Source organism: Polyangiaceae bacterium (assembly GCA_016715885.1).
Taxonomy (GTDB): domain Bacteria; phylum Myxococcota_A; class Polyangia; order Polyangiales; family Polyangiaceae; genus Polyangium.
On record JADJXL010000015.1, the window covers coordinates 16,465 to 34,046 of the forward strand.

15 protein-coding genes are annotated in these 17,582 nt (G+C 60.8%); 10 read left to right on the forward strand and 5 right to left on the reverse strand.

From position 1 onward, the window contains the following. Nucleotides 1-46: 46 nt before the first annotated feature. On the reverse strand, nt 47-736 hold the full coding sequence (locus IPM54_13520) for a metallophosphoesterase (protein ID MBK9260824.1): 690 nt from the start codon (nt 734-736) through the stop codon (nt 47-49). A 13-nt stretch (nt 737-749) separates the two neighbouring features. Continuing rightward, nucleotides 750-2,012, reverse strand: coding sequence for a glucose-1-phosphate adenylyltransferase (glgC, locus tag IPM54_13525; GenBank protein ID MBK9260825.1), 1,263 nt, complete (start codon nt 2,010-2,012; stop codon nt 750-752). Nucleotides 2,013-2,177: 165 nt separating this feature from the next. On the opposite strand from glgC, the gene IPM54_13530 reads away from it, so the two are divergent. From IPM54_13530 to IPM54_13545, 4 genes are all read left to right on the forward strand, one after another. Then, the gene (locus IPM54_13530) at nt 2,178-2,885 is read left to right on the forward strand and encodes a hypothetical protein (GenBank protein ID MBK9260826.1); all 708 of its coding nucleotides are present in this window, start codon (nt 2,178-2,180) and stop codon (nt 2,883-2,885) included. Nucleotides 2,886-3,058: 173 nt separating this feature from the next. Then, on the forward strand, nt 3,059-3,751 hold the full coding sequence (locus IPM54_13535; GenBank protein MBK9260827.1) for a hypothetical protein: 693 nt from the start codon (nt 3,059-3,061) through the stop codon (nt 3,749-3,751). Nucleotides 3,752-3,768: 17 nt separating this feature from the next. Then, complete coding sequence (locus IPM54_13540) at nt 3,769-5,439, forward strand: serine/threonine protein kinase (GenBank protein ID MBK9260828.1); 1,671 nt, start codon at nt 3,769-3,771, stop codon at nt 5,437-5,439. Between the two features lie 157 nt (nt 5,440-5,596). Continuing rightward, the gene (locus tag IPM54_13545) at nt 5,597-6,409 is read left to right on the forward strand and encodes an SIMPL domain-containing protein (protein ID MBK9260829.1); all 813 of its coding nucleotides are present in this window, start codon (nt 5,597-5,599) and stop codon (nt 6,407-6,409) included. Here the strand turns inward: IPM54_13545 and IPM54_13550 are convergent. Then, the gene (locus IPM54_13550) at nt 6,391-6,885 is read right to left on the reverse strand and encodes a hypothetical protein (GenBank protein MBK9260830.1); all 495 of its coding nucleotides are present in this window, start codon (nt 6,883-6,885) and stop codon (nt 6,391-6,393) included. The genes IPM54_13545 and IPM54_13550 overlap by 19 nt on opposite strands. Nucleotides 6,886-7,088: 203 nt before the next feature. On the opposite strand from IPM54_13550, the gene IPM54_13555 reads away from it, so the two are divergent. Then, a complete protein-coding gene (locus IPM54_13555) occupies nt 7,089-8,237 on the forward strand; it encodes a M20 family metallopeptidase (protein ID MBK9260831.1) in 1,149 nt (382 codons plus the stop codon). 148 nt (nt 8,238-8,385) lie between these two features. After that, entirely contained in the window at nt 8,386-9,990 is a 1,605-nt protein-coding gene (locus IPM54_13560; GenBank protein ID MBK9260832.1) for a protein kinase, read from the forward strand. 55 nt (nt 9,991-10,045) lie between these two features. On the opposite strand, the gene IPM54_13565 is transcribed toward IPM54_13560, so the two are convergent. Beyond that, nucleotides 10,046-11,239: a class I SAM-dependent rRNA methyltransferase gene (locus IPM54_13565; GenBank protein MBK9260833.1), complete on the reverse strand. Its 1,194-nt coding sequence runs from the start codon at nt 11,237-11,239 to the stop codon at nt 10,046-10,048. A 47-nt stretch (nt 11,240-11,286) separates the two neighbouring features. Between IPM54_13565 and IPM54_13570 the strand changes: the two genes are divergently transcribed. After that, a complete protein-coding gene (locus IPM54_13570; protein ID MBK9260834.1) occupies nt 11,287-13,308 on the forward strand; it encodes a hypothetical protein in 2,022 nt (673 codons plus the stop codon). A 42-nt stretch (nt 13,309-13,350) separates the two neighbouring features. Beyond that, nucleotides 13,351-14,391 (forward strand): hypothetical protein, encoded by a 1,041-nt coding sequence (locus IPM54_13575; protein MBK9260835.1) that lies wholly within the window; start codon nt 13,351-13,353, stop codon nt 14,389-14,391. Here the strand turns inward: IPM54_13575 and IPM54_13580 are convergent, their stop codons facing one another. After that, entirely contained in the window at nt 14,392-15,273 is an 882-nt protein-coding gene (locus IPM54_13580; GenBank protein MBK9260836.1) for a hypothetical protein, read from the reverse strand. Nucleotides 15,274-15,357: 84 nt separating this feature from the next. On the opposite strand from IPM54_13580, the gene IPM54_13585 reads away from it, so the two are divergent. Together IPM54_13585 and IPM54_13590 are read left to right on the forward strand one after the other, a co-directional pair. Next, nucleotides 15,358-16,059 (forward strand): LamB/YcsF family protein, encoded by a 702-nt coding sequence (locus tag IPM54_13585; protein ID MBK9260837.1) that lies wholly within the window; start codon nt 15,358-15,360, stop codon nt 16,057-16,059. Beyond that, the gene (locus tag IPM54_13590) at nt 16,059-17,570 is read left to right on the forward strand and encodes a carboxyltransferase domain-containing protein (GenBank protein ID MBK9260838.1); all 1,512 of its coding nucleotides are present in this window, start codon (nt 16,059-16,061) and stop codon (nt 17,568-17,570) included. The genes IPM54_13585 and IPM54_13590 overlap by 1 nt, the downstream gene beginning before the upstream one ends. The last annotated feature ends 12 nt before the right edge of the window (nt 17,571-17,582 follow it).

Consider the following 17,582-nt stretch of genomic DNA (forward strand, 5'->3'; position numbering starts at 1 on the left):
ACAAACGCGTGAAAAAGGCGAGTTTATGCGCGCGGCAGGCGGGGTTTCACCGCGGGTAATACTTCCGCCGCGCAGGAACGCTGACGAGAACGCTGCGACGATCACTCGGAGGCGGCGGCTTTTCACCTTCGCGCAGCACCATCGCCGTCAAGCGGCCTCCGTAGACGCAACCCGTGTCGACACCCGTGGCGTACGGATGAATCTGCGGCAGTTCCTTCGCGTTGTGCCCGAAGACGAGATGCGGGGGGCCCGAGTAGACCTCGCCCCACAACGTTGGACCGTAGCGCTCGGTGGGCGTTCCGTACGAATCGAGACATCGGACGTACATGAGTACGCGAGGGCTTTGTCGATCCATCGGAAACCGTGGATCGACACCGGCGTGCACGACACGAACATTGTGCTCCGGCAGGTCGAGCCAGAGCGGAAGCGATGCGATGAAGTCCCAGTGGTGTTGCTTGAACACGCGCACGACTTCTCGCTGCAGCGTTCCCAGAGGCGGCGCGTGTCCACGAGGAGCCTGGCGGTGACGCAGCAAGCGGTCTTCGTGGTTGCCTCGAACGACACGTGCGGAGACTTTTTGGAGCAAGTCTACGGTGCCGGCGGGATTGGGACCTCGAACGACGAGGTCTCCGACAGACACGAGTTGATCAGAAGATCCGAACCCGATGAGTGACAACAAGTCTTCGAGTTCGTCACGACAACCGTGCAGATCACCGATGATGATCGAGCGCGCCATGGTGCGGCCGTGTTCAACCAATCTTGGCACGCTTGGGGATCACGACGATGCCCCCATCGCTGACGTACCAACGTTTCTTGTCTTCTTCGAGGTTGTACCCAATCTCGGCGTGAGCTGGAACTTCGACGTCTTTGTCGATGATTGCGCGGCGAATTTTGGCGTGCCTGCCGATGACGACGTTCTCGAAAAGCACGGACTCTTCTACGTGGCTGAACGAGTTCACACGGCAGCGGTTCGACAAGACGCTTCGGTGGATGCGACCACCCGAAATGATGCAACCGAGTGACACGAGGCTCTCGGTCGCGATACCGACGCGCGCGTTCCACTCTTCGCGAAAGACGAACTTGGCCGGCGGGTCGTGACTCATGGCCGTGCGGATGGGCCAGCGTAGGTTGTAGAGGTTGAAGGCGGGCTGGACGGCGATGAGGTCCATTTGCGCGGCCCAGTAGGCATCGATGGTGCCGATGTCGCGCCAGTACGCGTTGCCTTCGTCTTCACCGGGCACGCGGTTCGTCTGGAAGTCGTAGACGTGAACGCGTTTGCCCTTGCCGACCATCATCGGGATGATGTCGCGACCGAAGTCGTGAGCGCTTTGTTCTTTGGCTGCGTCTTCTTCGAGCGCTCCGAGCAAATCGTTTGTGTTGAAAATATAATTGCCCATGGACGCGAGCGCGAGGTTCGGATGTCCGGGCATGGGCGGAGGGTCGGCAACCTTCTCGTGGAAGGCGATGATGCGACCTTGAGCGTCGGCTTCGATGACGCCGAACGCGCGTGCTTCGTGACGCGGCACCGGGATCGCTGCGACGGTGACTTCGGCTTGCGTGTCGAGGTGCTGCGCGAGCATCTGACGCATGTCCATCTTGTAGACATGGTCGCCGCCGAAGATGCACACGTACTCGGGGTGCTCGTCGGTGATGATGTGTTGCGTTTGGAAGACGGCGTCGGCGGAGCCTTTGAACCAGCTCTTGCCGGTGCGCTGTTGCGCTGGGATCGTCTCGATGAAGTTGTCGAGCATGGGCGAGAGGCGCCATGCGCGAGCGATGTGTTCTTCGAGCGAGGCGCTCTTGTACTGCGTGAGCACCTTGATTTTGTGCAGTCCCGAGTTGACGAAGTTCGACAGAACGATGTCGATGATTCGATATCGCCCTCCGAACGGAACCGCAGGCTTGGCGCGGTCGTGGGTGAGTGGTCCGAGCCTTCGTCCTTCGCCGCCCGCCAGGATCATCACCAAAACGCGTGAGGTCTCGAACGGAGCGCGCAGCTTGGTCTCGCGCATGATGAGAGGAGACTATCGCACCTTGATTGGCTGGGCGAACGGAGAGCGAGGCGTTTCTCTTTACGGCTCATGGGCGGTCGTGTTAGCGCTCTTGTGCCCCGCGCCCCTGCCCAGGGCGGCTGCTTGCGCCATTGGGCGTGTGCCTTTTTGCAGCCGGAGACATCCATGAACGTTCGACACGCACTTCTTCTCGCACTCGCATCCGTCGCTGTCTCGGCCACGCTCGGCTGCGGTCCCGCTGAAGAGCCTTACAAGCCGAAGCCAGCAGTCAGTGGAAAGAAGGCTTCGATGCCTGCCGTTCCGACGCTGCCGCAAAAGCCCAAGAAGGGCGCGGACGGCTCGTACACGGTTTATGGCGTCACGCACGATCTGCGCAGCCGCGTCCACTTCGAAGACGTCAACGGCAAACAGCTCTCGATCACCGGCTACATCGTCAAGACAAACTACGACGAAGCGCCGAAGTGCGCGATCCACAAGACGGGCAAAGGTGACCCGCCGGATTGCAAAGCTCCGGTCCCCACGTTCTGGATCGCCGACGACAAGGGCGAGACCAAGGACATGATCGCCGTCATGGGCTGGGCTTCGAACTTCGCGCAGGTCTTCACGTTGATCGAAGCGATCGATCGCCAGCCGAAAGGCAAAGAAGGCGAAGCGAAGTTGAGCGACGAGTTCTGGGGTGCGGACCTGCCGAACCCGATCCCCAATGTTGGGGCGAAGGTCAAGGTCACAGGCAACTACGCCATCACATTCACGAAGGCGAGCTCTGGGACCGCGGCGAACCCCAAGTACGGGATCATGACCGTGGAGAAGGTCGAGTACCTCGAGCCGCCGACCGAGAAGGCGTACCTGCCCGGCATGAAGAAGAAGCCGTAAACGCTGCGGCTCGTTCCTTCGTCGCTTGCGACCCGCTCGTCGGGAGTCGTGTGGGAATCGATTTGTGCGGCTTCCTTTCGATTCGTTCGAGGCCGGGCAGTCGATGTCACGCATCGGTGTGACTGAAATACTTGCCGTAACAGCCCACGATCTGCCACGCTCGCGTGGTGCGCATGGTCTACCGAAACTTCCTAGCAACCGCATTGCTCGCTCTCGCACTCGCTCCTGTCGCGTGCGGAGGGAACAAACCCGACCCCAAAACGACCGACGATCTCGAGGCCGACGCAAAGGCCAATCAGCCGCCGCCCGAGCCGAAGTGCGATTCGCTCGACGACATGTGTACCGCAAAAGCGGATACCGTCGCCGCAGTGAAGAGTGCGACGCTGGAGTTCAAGCCACCGGAGAAGTGGAAGTACGCAGTGCTCGAATCGCACTCGTTCATGCATGCGTCGAAAGAGCCCAATGCTGCGGTGCTCGCGATCGGTTCCTACACGCCGGACAAAGACGCAAAGAAGAACGACGCTGCGCGTGATGCCGCGTTTGCCGATCTGCTGAAGGCCCTCGGTGCAACGCTTCCCAAGAACTACAAGGTCGCTTGGAAGAAGCCCGAGAATCCGATCGAGGCCAATGACATCAAGATGGGCGTGTGGGTTGCGCCAGGCGGTGAGCGTGAGGTTTTGAAGGACAAGAAGGGCAGCGTGATGATCGTGCACGCGCCCGTGGATGCAACGCACAACTTGATCGCAGTCGGATTCGTTCTCGACGACGACGTCAAAGGCCAAGAAGCCGTCCAAGCCGTACTGACGAGCATCAAGGCTGGCGGCGACGCCAAAGATGACGGCAAGTCCGACGGCGACAAGAAATAGTTCACCCAAGGAATGTCGTGACCGCGCCTCAGCTTTCACCCGGCTATGTCATTGCCGGAAAGTATTCGGTTCAGGCCCTTTTGGGCTATGGCGGCTCTTCGGCCACCTACCGCGTCGTCGACGCGACGGGCAATGCGTTCGCGGTGCGTATCTACGCGCCGAGCATCGCGCAGCGTCCCGAAGTGATGGCGATGATCGAGCAGATTTATTCTGCGACCAATGGCTTGCCACCTGACAGCGTGCTGCCCGTGCTCGATGCTGGGTACGATCCGCAGACGGCGGCGCCGTTTACGGCAACCGAGTACAGCGCGGCCCCGTCACTCGCACAGCTCGCGTCTCAGAGGCCGCTTGCGCCCCCGGAGGTCGCGCAGATTGCGCAGAACTTGGCGCGCGTGCTCGAAGGCGCACACGCACGACAACTCATGCACCATGCCCTGAAGCCGACGAACGTGTTCGTCGCGCCGCAAGGGTTCGTCGTGCGCGTGATGGACTTCGGAGCGGGCCTCGCGCGAAGTTACGAACAGACAAACGAAGGGTACGCCATTGCGGCTCCGTGGGTTGCGCCCGAGCAGATGCAAGGGAGCGCTCCTGCAGGCGCCGCGGCAGACGTGTTCGCCATGGGGCTGCTCTTGTTCTACGCGCTCACGGGACGGCCCTACTGGCGCTCTTGCCAAAGCGCGCAACCCGACTTCGGTGCGTGGCAACAAGAGCTCGTTGGTCCTCGCGTACCGGCGTCGCAACGAGCCATCGAGGTGGGTGCGCAAGTCTCGCCGGTGCTCGACGCCGTGTTCAGCCGAGCGCTCGCCGTGGATCCAAATGAACGTTTCCGCCAAGTGAGCGATCTGGCCGCAGCGTTTGCCGCGGCTGCAAACATGCCCGATTCGGCCGTGGGCGCGACGGTTGCTTTCCCTGCCATCGGCAGCGCCGATCCCATGGGACCGACGGCTGCAGCGCCGGTGTATCAACCGCCTGGCCAAGACGCTGGCGGATATCCGCCTGCACCGGGCGCCAACATGGGCGGCATGGGCGCACCCGCGATGGGCGGCATGGGTGGACCCGCCATGGGCGGCATGGGCGGACCCGCCATGGACGCTGGCCCGAATGCGGCCATGGGACAAATGGGCGGCGCGCCGTCTTTCGATAGCGGCGGTGGAAGGCCCAAGAACCTTCCCATCATCATTGGCGTCGCAGCCGTCGTATTGGTGGGTGGAATCATCGGACTCATTGTCGCTTTCAGCGGCGACAAGAAAGACGATAGCGAACAACCCATTGCCATTGGCGACACGGCCGGTTCGAATGCGGGTGCAAGCGCTGCTCCCCCACCCGAGCCACCGCCGAGCGCAGTGGCGTCTGCAGAACCGCCACCGCCCGCCGAAGGCGAAGTGCTCATCAAGTGCTCGCCCGCGTGCGACGAAATCAAAATCGACGACAACAAGGTGGAAGACCCGAAGACGCCGATGAAAATCGCGGCGGGCACCCACAAGGTCAGTGTGTCGAAAAGCGGTTATCAGTCGCAGGACGAAGACATCACGGTCGAAGCGGGCAAGAAATTCGAGAAAGAGTACAAGCTCACGGCCGTGCCCACGCAAACGACGACCACGAAAACCACAGGGCCGTCGACCAAGACCGGAACGGTGAAGCCACAGCCGAAATGCACGGGAACCGGCATTTTCAAGCGCTGCAAATAATCCCGCCGCACCGTCTTTCCCCCATTCCCAAATTACCCAGCAGCCTGTGGAAGTATCGATCGCCGCTCGGCTTTCGTTCCCACGGCTCGGGCCCCATGTTCGCCACGCAGGAACCTCATCGAGGTTCATGAATGCGAAAAGAGCGAAAGGGGGGGTCATGGCGATGCAACTGATTACTTCGCGGATTGGGAAAACCTTGCTGAATATCGTGTCGGTCTTCGCGCCGACATTGTCGAACGCGGCGCAAGCTGGCGAGGATATGGGTCAAGCAGCAACGGCCACGGGCGCCCCGTCCAAAGTACGCGCCACCGTTCTCTTGGAGCACCGCCTCTCCGAATTGATTACGACAAGTGGGCAAGCCACCGTCGTCAGCCAGCCCGATGCATTACGAGTCGACTTGGGTGTCGAAGTTCGCGCGCGTATGCTCACGCAAGCGCGAGACGAGCTTGCCACCAAAGTCGAGCAACTCACGCAAGCCATGAAAGCGCTCGGACGCGAAAATCTCTCGATGCAAACGTCCGAGATTCGCATCTCGCCGCTTTACGACGAATCCGAGGAGGCACAACTCCCGCGTATCGTCGGTTATCGCGCACGCATTACGATGACCATTACGCTCGAAGACGTCGATCCGGCAAAGGTCGGCGCGGAAGCCGTCGTCGTCGTGGATACGGGCGTCGATGCGGGGGCCAATATCGTAGAAGGTTTGTCCTTCTTCCTCTCTCACCCCGAACAGGCTCGAGAGCGCGCCCTCAAATTGGCCGTGGCCGATGCCGAACGTAGCGCCAAAACCATGGCGGAAGCCGCAGGATTGCGTATCGACGCCGTGCACGACGTCAATGGTACGCCCGAGCGCCCGATGCCCATCATGTTCAGCGATGAGCTTGCACTACGCGCCTCGCTGAAAATCGAACCCGGAGAGGTGACGACGACCGCAAACGTGACGGTTCGATATCACTTCACCCGACCGTGAACGTCGTTCTGCATGCCAATCGATTCGGGCAGTGCCTTTCGCTCGAAAGGCACGGGTCCGTCGAATACCCGAAGCGGCGGTTTTCCAAAGCGCGCGCGCATTCGATTGCATGCTGACAGAATTGCCGGCGTCGCAATGATCCGCCGCTCGATTGCGCGTTTGCCCGGAAGGTCCAAAAGGACGATTCCAATGAACATCGTCAAGAGGCCCTGACCGGGCACGCCGGGCAGCGACAGGAAAAGGCCCAGCATCACGAGTCCAACGCCCACGACATTTTTGATGCCAATGCCCAAAAGGCGCTGCCACCTCGGGCGATGCGTCCAAAATGATTCCGACCGATGGGAAAGAAAATAATCCTCCGGTAACCGAAGAATCACGATCATCGCAGCGACGAGACTAACGACCAGGCTCACGCCAAAAATGACGAGACCCCAGCCAATTCGAGACGCATGCGTTTGGAAATATTCCGGGATCATTCACTCCGCCCAAATGTTCAAACTGGAGCCGATTGCAGCAAGCTCGGCACTACACCTGCCACTGGCCCGCCTCAGCGTAGCGCCTGGATCGGCCCGGGCAACCTGACTGATGGCATTCGAACCCCCGCAAAGGAGATATTTTTCATGAAAATCGCACTCGCAAGACTCGCCAATACGCGGTCCATCAGCGAAACTCGCAAGCGATGATCGAAGAACTCGAGCAATTCCTCCACGAACGGCAAGACGCTGCCATTTCGCTCCTCGAACGATTGGTCGAGCAAAACTCGTTCACCGACAACCGCGAAGGAGGCGCCGTCGTGGGCGAGATGCTGGCGGCCGAGCTCCGATCGATCGCGGGGATCTCGAGTGTCCGCACCATCCCGAGCGACCGGTTTGCCCCGCATTTGGTGGCGACGACGAATGCCGCTCGCTCCGACTTCGTCGCGCTCGTCGGACACCTCGATACGGTTTTTCCACCAGGCACGTTCGAAGGCTTTCGGCGCGATGGAGCGCTCATCCGAGGCCCGGGCGTGCTCGACATGAAGGGCGGGCTCGTCGTCATCCTCGAAGCGCTCCGGGCGCTGTCGCACGTGGGCATTTTGCCGAGTTTGCCCGTGCGATTGGTCATCGTTTCGGATGAAGAGGTTGGATCACCCGAAGGTCGAGGCGTCATCGAGCGCGAGCTTGCGGGCGCGCGCGCAGCGCTCGTTTTCGAGGCGGGACGTGCTCAGGATGCAATCATTACGTCTCGTCGAGGCACGGGAAGTGGTCGAGCCGTCGCGACAGGGCGCGCAGCGCATTCGGGAAACGCGCATGCCGAAGGAGCGAATGCAATTCGTGCACTTTGCCGCTTCGTCGAATATGCCGAAGAGCTCACGGACTACGCGCGGGGCATAACCGTCAACGTGGGAATCATTCGCGGCGGGACGTCGAAAAACACGGTGCCCGATCATGCCGAAGCGCTCATGGATCTACGTTACGAGCGGCTCGTCGACGGCGAATGGCTCATTGCGGCGCTCGAGGATGCCGCACGTCGCGCGGCGATTTCGGGGACGTCGATCACGCTCGGCACGCAACTTGCGCGCCCGCCGCTCGAACGCACAGCCGCGAACGTGGCGCTGTATCAAGCGTATGCCGCGTGTGCGCGAGCTGCAGGGTTGGGCGACGGCGAAGCGCCGCTCGTGGGGGGTGGTTCGGATGCGGCGACGACCGCGGCAATGGGCATTGCATCAATCGATGGACTCGGGCCGCGAGGTGCTGGATTTCACACGCACGACGAGCGCGTGGAGGTTGCGACGATCGTGCCGAAAGCCCAAGCGCTGGCGCGTTTCTTGATGCAAGCAGGGAATTGAGCGGATGAGATCTTGAGTGATGCCCGCGCATCTGCGATTCTAAGGGCACCATCGTGCAAACGGCGACGACAGCGTTCCAGCGTGTTTGGGCAAGTGACCCGACGAGTTGCATTGCTTGCGCGCGGTGTGGTGCATCGAAGGGGGTTTCGTGAGCGCGCTTGGCGAAGTCGGTGCAGGCCATACGCTAGGGCGATACGAGCTGCTCGTACCGATCGCACAAGGCGGCATGGCGGTTGTCTGGGCCGCACGCATGAAAGGCACGCGCGGGTTCCAGAAGACCGTCGCCGTCAAGACAATGCTCCCCGAACTGTCGGAAGATCCGCAGTTCGAAGAAATGTTTTTGGCCGAAGCTGGCCTCGCCTCGCGCATCAAGCACCCGCACGTCTGTGAGATTCTCGATCTCGGCGAACAAGAGGGTCTGATCTACATCGTGATGGAGTGGATCGACGGCGAGCCGCTCAGTCAGCTCGCTCGATCTGCGCGTCAAAAAGGTGGCGTTCCCATCCTCGTCGCCTTGCGCCTGGTCCTCAATGCAGCGCTTGGTTTGCATGCGGCGCACGAGCTGAAAGACGAAGCTGGAAACCTCGTGGGTTTGGTCCACCGAGACGTTTCACCTCAAAACATTCTCGTCACGTACGACGGCGTCGTGAAAATCGTCGACTTCGGCGTGGCCAAGGCCAGCAGCGAGCTGTCCAACGCCGCGACGAAGGACGGGCAACTCAAGGGCAAAGTCCCGTTCATGTCGCCCGAACAAGCGCTCGGTAAAGAAATCGATCGACGCACCGACGTGTTTGCGCTCGGAATCGTGCTTTTCCAGTTGCTCGCAGCGAAGCACCCGTTCCGCGGCGACAACGACATGATCACGCTCCGCCGCATTTGCGACAAAGAGCCATCACCAACACTGGCATCAGCCATTCCGAACTGTCCGCCGCTCTTGAACGACGTCGTCGCCAAGGCGCTCGCGAAAGACGTCGCGGAGCGGTACCAGTCGATGGCCGAGTTTGCTCGGGCGATCGACCGCGCGATTGCCGAGTTGAAATTGCAGGGTTTGCCCGACGAGGACGTCGTAGGGTTCGTCAAGGGCATGCTCGGCGAGCGTGCGGAGAAGCGGCGCGCGGCCATTCGCGAAGGCATCAAGACGGCGGATGAGCGAGCCGAGCAGCGGCAACAAGAAAAAGCTCAGCACGCAGCAATGCTCGCGCAGCTTCGTGCATCGGGCGCGACGCCCTCGAACATGCCTCCGCCGCTTCTGTCGATCCCACCACCGCCTGTCGCTCCCGTGGGTGAATCGACCAGCCAACCTCCTGCTGCGCCGACGAGCACGTCGTCATCGACGCACAAGGCGATGGTCGCGGACCTCGCTCCCGCAGCGAATTCGGGCAAGAAGAAGCTGGCCGTCGTCGCGTTTGGCGCCGTGGGTCTCGCTGCGATCGGCGCTGCCGTCGTGCTCGCGATGCGTCCACCTCCCGCGCCCGCCAATCAACCAGCGGCAAATACCACGGAGACCGCCAAGCCAGTGCCAACGGCCGTCGCAACACCAACGGCGACGCAATCCGCCGTCGTGCCCGCCTCCGCGATACAATCGGCAGAGCCCGCAGTTTCGGCATCTGCAACGCCTTCCGCTGCGGCACCGACCACCAAGGCGATCACGACGTCGAAGCCATCCACGAACTCGATCCCAATCACCAAGGCGACGGCCACGACGAAGTCGACCTCGGGCAGCCTCCCGAGCGTTCGGGATCCAGGCTTCTGACATTGACACCCGAAACGTCAATCCTTTGACGTCAAAGGGTCTTTTCGGACGAACCTCACGTCAGCACGACCATCTTGAGATACCTGCCCTCGCTCCACGCAGGCAGCGTGGGATGGTCCGGTGCGTGACCATGAATCGCCACGACGGATAGGTCGTCGCGTCCGAGCGTTGCTGCATCGAGCGTCCCGACAAACTCCTCCATCGTCACGTGACTCGAGCACGACGCTGCACACAGTACGCCGCTTCGATCGAGCACACGCGCCAAGGCTGCGTGAAGTTTCCGGTACGCGCCGAGCGCACGAGGTTTCGTCTTTTCGTTCGGCGCAAAGCTCGGAGGGTCCGACACGATGAGGTCGAACCGATCTCCACGACGTGCGGCCGCTTCGAGAAACGCAAACGCATCTGCCGTGACGAATGCATGCGCAGCAGGGTCGAGCTTGTTCTCGCGAAACGACCTCTGCGCCGATGCATGCGCCGCGCTCGCCACGTCGACCGACGTCACGTGCTTGGCGCCGCCGAGCGCTGCAGCAACGGAGAAGCCTCCCGCGAAGCTGTACAAATTCAGCACGCGTGTTCGACCTCGTCCGAGCTTTCGCACGAGCGCGCGGTTGTCGCGTTGGTCGAGGAACGCGCCCGTTTTTTGGCCGTGCGCGAGGTCCACTTCCATCGCCATGCCGTGCTCGTACACGATCAACCGATCGGGCGGCTCGTCACCCGCGAGCGTGCGCGTGCGTTTGTCCCCAGCTTCATCACGTGCGCGTCGAAGCGCCAAGCTCGTGACGCCGCGAGCAGCGAGCGACTTGGCGAGCGATGGAACGAGCTTGTCGAGCCACGAAACCAAGTGCTCGCCATCGAGCCGCACGACGACAACGTGAGCGTACTTGTCGATCACCAGACCTGGCAGGTGATCGCCTTCGCCGTTGCACAGTCGATACGCTGTCGTGTCCGGACCGATGAACGTATCGCGACGCCGAAACGCTTGCTCTAGGCGCACCATGAGCGCGCGTTGATCGAGCGGGCCTTCACGCGCGAACACACGCGCGGCGATCGGTGATTGGCTGTCGAAGAGGCCCACGCCGATCGGCGCGTTGTCTTCATCCACGAGCTCCACGACGGTGCCCGATGCGAGATCGGGCAAGCGAACGAAACCTTCGCGATAGACCCACGGATGACCTCGACGCACGGACAGAGCGGCCGGGCGAGTGAGTCGATATGCTTGCGCGTGTGGTTTGGGATGGCGCGACTTCACGTGTTTCACCAAGCCTACTCATCGCGCCCTCGTGTTAAAAGGCGAGCATGCGTTCTTCTCGGTGTGTTCGTTTCGCCGTGCTCGGTTTGGCATTCCTTGCAGCTTGCGGCGGGGCTCCTCCGGCTGTTTCTCCGGACCAACCTTGGCAAGCGACGTTCGATGCAGTCGAGCGCGCGGACTTCAATCGAATCGCCGTAACGCTCGATCTTCCGCTCTTCTGGTCCGAGGATGCGAACGGCAACAAAGCGCTCGACCCGGCCGAGCTTGCGGTGATTTGGCGTGCTGACGTGGAGACGAACGAGGCCGATTGGGTGACGGGCGAATCGTTTACGGCCGCATTTCGCAAAGCGTACTCCGCGGTCGTCGATCGTAAGCGTAATGGCCCCCGCTTCGAAGGGCTCGATGCGGCGGAAGTCAGGCGGCGCCAAGCGGTGCTGCGCGACCTCGACGCGGGTCGCACGACGCTCGTCAATTCGGATTTTCGCAATGCGAGCGCCGAGGACAAGGCGATTGTCGAGCATATTCTCGCGGCGGCAAAAATCGTCGAGCGGCTTTACGAAAAGCAATCGGGCGTGACCGAGCTACGCAGCCAAATTCCTACGGACGACCCCGCGAGCCGACGGCTCTTTCACCGCAATCAAGGACCGCAATGCGAAGCGCCCAGTGTCGCAGACGATCCCGATTGCCGTGCCATTCCCAAAGCCTCTCCTCCGACTTCGGGCCTTTATCCACAGCATCTCCTCTCGCAGCCCAATTTTTGCGCCATGTTGGGAGCCCGGCCCGACGCTCGCGCACTATTGGATCCATTCGTCGTCGTAGCAGGCGAAAATGATGAATTGAAGCCGGTTCCGTATCACAAAGCATTCGAAGCGGACATGCAGGCTGCCGCCAAAGAAATCGACGCAGCCGCAGCCGCCATTACGTCACCGAATGAAACTCCGTTCAAAACGTATCTGCAAGCAGCAGCCAAAGCATTTCGGGACGGGAGCTGGTTCGAGGCCGACGAAGCGTGGTCACGCATGAATTCCGAGAATTCGCGGTGGTTTTTGCGCATCGGACCGGATGAAACGTACTTCGAACCGTGCAACGAAAAGGCCGGATTTCACACGAGCTTTGCGCGTATCGATCCAGGATCACTCGAATGGAAGAAGAAGCTCGAGCCCATCAAGCAAGACATGGAAAATGCGATCGCGGAGCTCGCGGGTCCTCCCTACGCGGCAGGCACGGCCAAGTTCCAACTGCCCGATTTCATTGCCGTAATCATCAATGCTGGTGATTCGCGTGCTCCGTTTGGCGCGACGGCCGGACAAAGTTTGCCCAATTTCGGCCCCGTGGCCAATGAAAACCGGGGACGAACGATGGTCATGACGAACTTTTATACGGATCCGGACAGCCGCGCCGCGGTTCGCCGGCAAGCTTCGTCTCTGTTTTGTGCCCAAACGATGGCCACCTATACTGACGATCAAAGGCCGCAGCTCATGAGCACGGTGCTGCACGAAGCGGCGCACAACCTGGGACCGTCTCATCAATATGCCGTCGAAGGGAAAATCGATAGCGAAGTATTCGGCGGACCTTTGGCGAGCATGCTCGAAGAATTCAAAGCGCAATCGGCAGCGCTCTTTTATACGGATTGGCTCGCGGATCGCAACGTGATCACGATGGAAACCGCGCAGCAAGCTCACGTGCGCGACATCGCTTGGGCATTCGGACACATCTCACAAGGAATGTACGACCGAGAAAAACACCCCAAACCGTACAGCCAATTGGCCGCCATTCAGGTGGGTTTCTTGGTCGACGAAGGTGTCTTGAAGTGGAATGCGACGGAAAAAGCAGGCAATGGAACCGACACGGGTTGTTTTGCCATCAACCTCGACGCATTTCCCGCCGCAAGCAAGAAACTGCTCACCACCGTGGCGCGCATCAAAGCAAGTGGCGACAAACCTGCCGCCGAAGCGCTCGTGGCCCTGTACGTCGATGCTGGGAGTCCGTATGCTGGTATGAAAAATACGATCACCGAACGCTGGCTCCGTGAACCCAAGGCGAGCTTCGTTTATTCGGTTCGTCGCTGAAGCGTAGCTTTCCCTTTTGGCAGCGCGCGGTAAACTCGACGCATGAACACTCGTGCGCTTCGTAGATCCATTGCATTCTCGAGTCTCCTGCCCGTGCTCTTCGTCGGTTGCGCCGACGGCAACGACGATAACCTGACGTCATCCAGCAGCAGCTCCAGCAGCAGTTCGAGCTCCGGGAGCGGCGGCGCTGGTGGCAGCGGCGTCGAGGAAAATGTCCCCGAGCCCGATGGACCGTCGAAGCTCACGATCGTCAATGGCGTGAATGATTACGACGCCATTCGATTGTGTTTCGTTCCGTGGCCGGATGGAGGCGACGCGCCCGCGCACCCCGCGGATGCAAAAGGCCTCGCATTTGCAGGTGTTTCGGTCGTCGATGTGGAATCGGGCGTCGTGTCCACGGGGACGGATGTTTATTTGCACGTCATTGCGGGGAGCCTCGAAAAAACCGCAGGCAAAGGCTGTGCGGAAATCACGTCCGGAAGTCTCGATCCCGACGTGCTCGTCGTGCCGCTTGCAGTAATTCCCAAAGCAGCGCTCGAAGCGCCGCGAAGTCTGCTCCTCGTGCCGAATGGTTGTCTTGGAGGCCCTGGGCACGAAGACAATGTCGAAAAGGTCGTGTGCGGGAAAGATTATTCGATCGATACGCCGACACAAGGACTGGTTGCGGTGGGGATGTCCCGCATCGTGCAAGACGACAAGATATCGCTGCAGGCGGCGCATGCATCGGTGCCAATGGCGACGGTCGACGTGCGGGTTTTACCTGGTACGCAAGGCGGCGTCGCTGGCCAAGTCGCGCCGGGGTTGACGCTCGGCGCAATCGGAAAAATCCCGCCATTTCGCGAATTTGCGCGGGCGGACTTGGGCCCGATCGAGGCCACGAACATTCTCACGTTTCCGCCCGGTCATTCGATGCCGAGCTCCACGTTGTCACTCCAGGAGGCGCTCGAACGTGGGGGCATCGTCGAAACGGATTTCAAAGATGGTTCGTCGTTCACGCTGGTGGCCGTCGGATCGCCGCCAGGTGTCGCGGCGGGGGCATTTTGGCATGCGCTGACGTGGACGGTGGTGCGGTCGGATCCGTGATCAGGATTCTTGCGGTGCGCCTTCGAGCAAGTCGCCCGAATAAACATACCAAACGCCATTGCTGCCGCGAATGAGCGTTTTGCGGAAGACGACTTCGTGCGTTTTGCGAAGCGTGAAAAACAGGACGAGGAAAAGAATGATGCCGAGGAGGCGTATGACGACGAATGCCACGACGGAGAGGATTTGCGCCCATTGCGGCCATGATTGAAACATGGCGGTCACTTCGACGACGGCCACGTCGCCGTCTTCGCTGATGAGCGTCGTGCGCTTGACTTGCATCGTTCGCATTTGCCCATTGCCCGGGCGAGCAAACGCTTGCGTGTACAGCTTGAGGTCCTCGGTGCGCCGCAGCTCGAATGAACCTGGTGTGATTGGTATTGGGCCAAGCGCGGGCACGTCGACGCGTTGTTCGCGCGCGGTTGGGCAAAGCGTGGCCCACGCGTAACCAAAACGACCGAGCGCAATCGCCTTGAAAAAGTATTTGAGCGTCGCTTCGGGAGGCGCCGGTTTGTCGCGCGGAAGCATTCGGACATCGACGACGACCAGGGTAATGGCGAGGAGCGTAAACACGACTGCCAATATGCCCGCGGCAACCACGAGGCCCTCTTCGCTACGTCGGCGCATGTTCGTCGCTGCGAATACGGCGATTCCAATGAACACGACCGCAAGGCCCACGAAGACGATCGTCGGCGTGCGAAGCTTGCCGCCAACTTCCTTGCGATCAATGTCGACCGCGTCCCGATCGGCGAGGTGTTCGTTCAGCCGCTCGATGGCCGCCGCGATCGCGCCGGACGCAGACTTATTCTTTTTGCTTTTCTTGGTTGTTCGCGCTCTTCCGCCAACTTCGGCTTCTGGCGGCGCGTAGGGGTTGAAGTCGCTCATCGCGGGCGCATGACAGCACAAACGAACGAGCGTGGCCAGTGGTTTGGCTTGACCTGGATAAGCAGCCTTGCGACAGTTCCACCGATGAAGCGGCTATCGCTCAACATGGACCTCGGCGAGCTGCCCGGCGAATCCGAAGAATTGTATTCGATCGCCACGAGGGTCAACATTGCGTGTGGTGGACATGCGGGGGATCGCGCGAGCATGGAGCGGGCACTCGTGCTCGCGCGTCGCGCAGGCGCGACCGTCGCAGCTCATCCGTCGTATCCGGATCGGGCAGGGTTTGGCCGGACAAGCATGGGCATTGCCGCGGACGAGCTCGAGCGGTCCCTTCACGACCAAATGGCATCGCTCGTCGAAGTATCCGAAGAGATTGGCGTAAGCATCATCGCGGTAAAACCTCACGGCGCATTGTATCACGATGTGGCAAAATCAGCAGAAATAGCAAAATCATTGATTTTTGCGGTTGGTTTGGTATTCCAAACACAAGTCAGGCTCGTGGGACCGCCGCGAGGTGTTCTCATTGATTTGGCTGCAAATCATTCTTACGAACGTGAAGCTTTTGCAGATCGCGCTTATTTGCCCGACGGGAGCCTCGTGCCGCGATCGCAACCGGGCGCATTGATCACCGATCCTGGATTGGCCGCGGCGCAAGCCGTTCGTTTGGCGCTTCTTGGCGAATTCGATACGTTGTGCGTGCATGGAGATACCCCCGGCGCCGTTGAAATCGCCCGCGCGGTAAGGCAAGCGCTAAAGGATGCGGACTTGCTCGAAAGGCTTTCGTAATGGTTTTTCCGCGCATATTGCCTTATGGGCAAGACGCCGTCTACGTCGACCTCGGCATAGCGGATGCGCCCGATCGCGCCGCACGTACGCACGCGCTTGCACACGTGTTGCGCGCTCGATTTCCCGATGCGGACGTCATCGTCGGAGGCGGCGTCCTCGTTACCGTGGGCTCGCCGAGCGTCGAAGACGTCACCGCTGCGTTATCGATTGCCAGCAAGGCCGAGCAGACCAACGTTTTGCTGGAGCAAACGCACGTCATTGGCGCGGCATTCGACGGCCCGGACCTCGAAGACGTGTCGAGCTCGTTGGGGCTGTCGTCGGACGAAGTCGTCGACCGTCTCGTTGCCAATCATTTCGTCGTCGAGCTCGTTGGTTTTTTGCCTGGATTTGGATATTTGGGGCCGCTCGATCCGCGCCTCGTGCTCCCGCGCCGAAAAACGCCGCGACCGCGTGTGACCGCCGGCAGCCTTGGGATTGCCGGTGCTTTTGCCGGCATCTATCCGTTTTCTTCTCCAGGTGGTTGGCACCTTCTCGGTCGCGCCGTGGGCATTTCCCTCTTCGATCCAGCGCGCGAATGCCCCATTTTGCTTGCACCGGGCGATCGCGTCCGATTCGAAGCCCTTCCAGCAACCGATATCCCGCCCGTCGAAGCGACCCATCCACCCGCGCTGCAAATAGTTGCGCACAACAAACCCGCGCTCGTCGTGGAAGCGGCGCCCGCATGCGCCACGATTCAAGCATTGGGACGCGGAGGACAATTGCATCGAGGGCTTCCCCCGTCGGGACCGCTCGATCCTGATACATTTGCCGCCGCAAATCTTGCCGTTGGAAACGATCCGGGAGAAGCCGCCATTGAAATTCCCCTTGGACGACTGCTCGTACGAGCCATCGGTGAAGTCGTCGTATCGATCGACGGCGACAAACCCATTCGACTTGCCGATGGAGAGCAGCTCGAGGTGAAAGAAAATGCCCGAGCCGTCCGGTATCTCGGGCTCCGCGGCGGTGCGGACGTCCCCGTCGTGCTCGGATCCCGCGCGACGTTGCTCATTGCGCGTACAGGTGGTTTTTCCGGACGTCCACTGCGAAAACGTGACGTGGTGACGATTGCGGATCGCACCGTGCGTGAAATGCAGCCCCCAGCCCCTGTTTCAACTGAAAATACCGATATCGTCGACATCGCCGTCGACCCGGGTCCTCATCTCGATCGCTTTCCGCCGAATGCGCTCGACACGCTGCTTGCAACGACGTACAGCATTTCCGCATTGGGCGATCGCGTCGGTGTGCGCATCGACGGCGAAAAGATACCGCGTGCTGGAGGTGATTCTGCATTGCCCGTGCCGATGGTGCGCGGCGCCATCCAAGTATCGACCGATGGCACGCCCATCGTATTCGGGCCGGATCATCCGACGACGGGCGGTTATCCCGTATTGGCGGTCGTGCGCCGATCATCGTGGGGAGCATTGGCACGCCGAAGGCCGGGAAACGCGATTCGATTCGTCCTCGGCGAATGACGCCGCATTCAC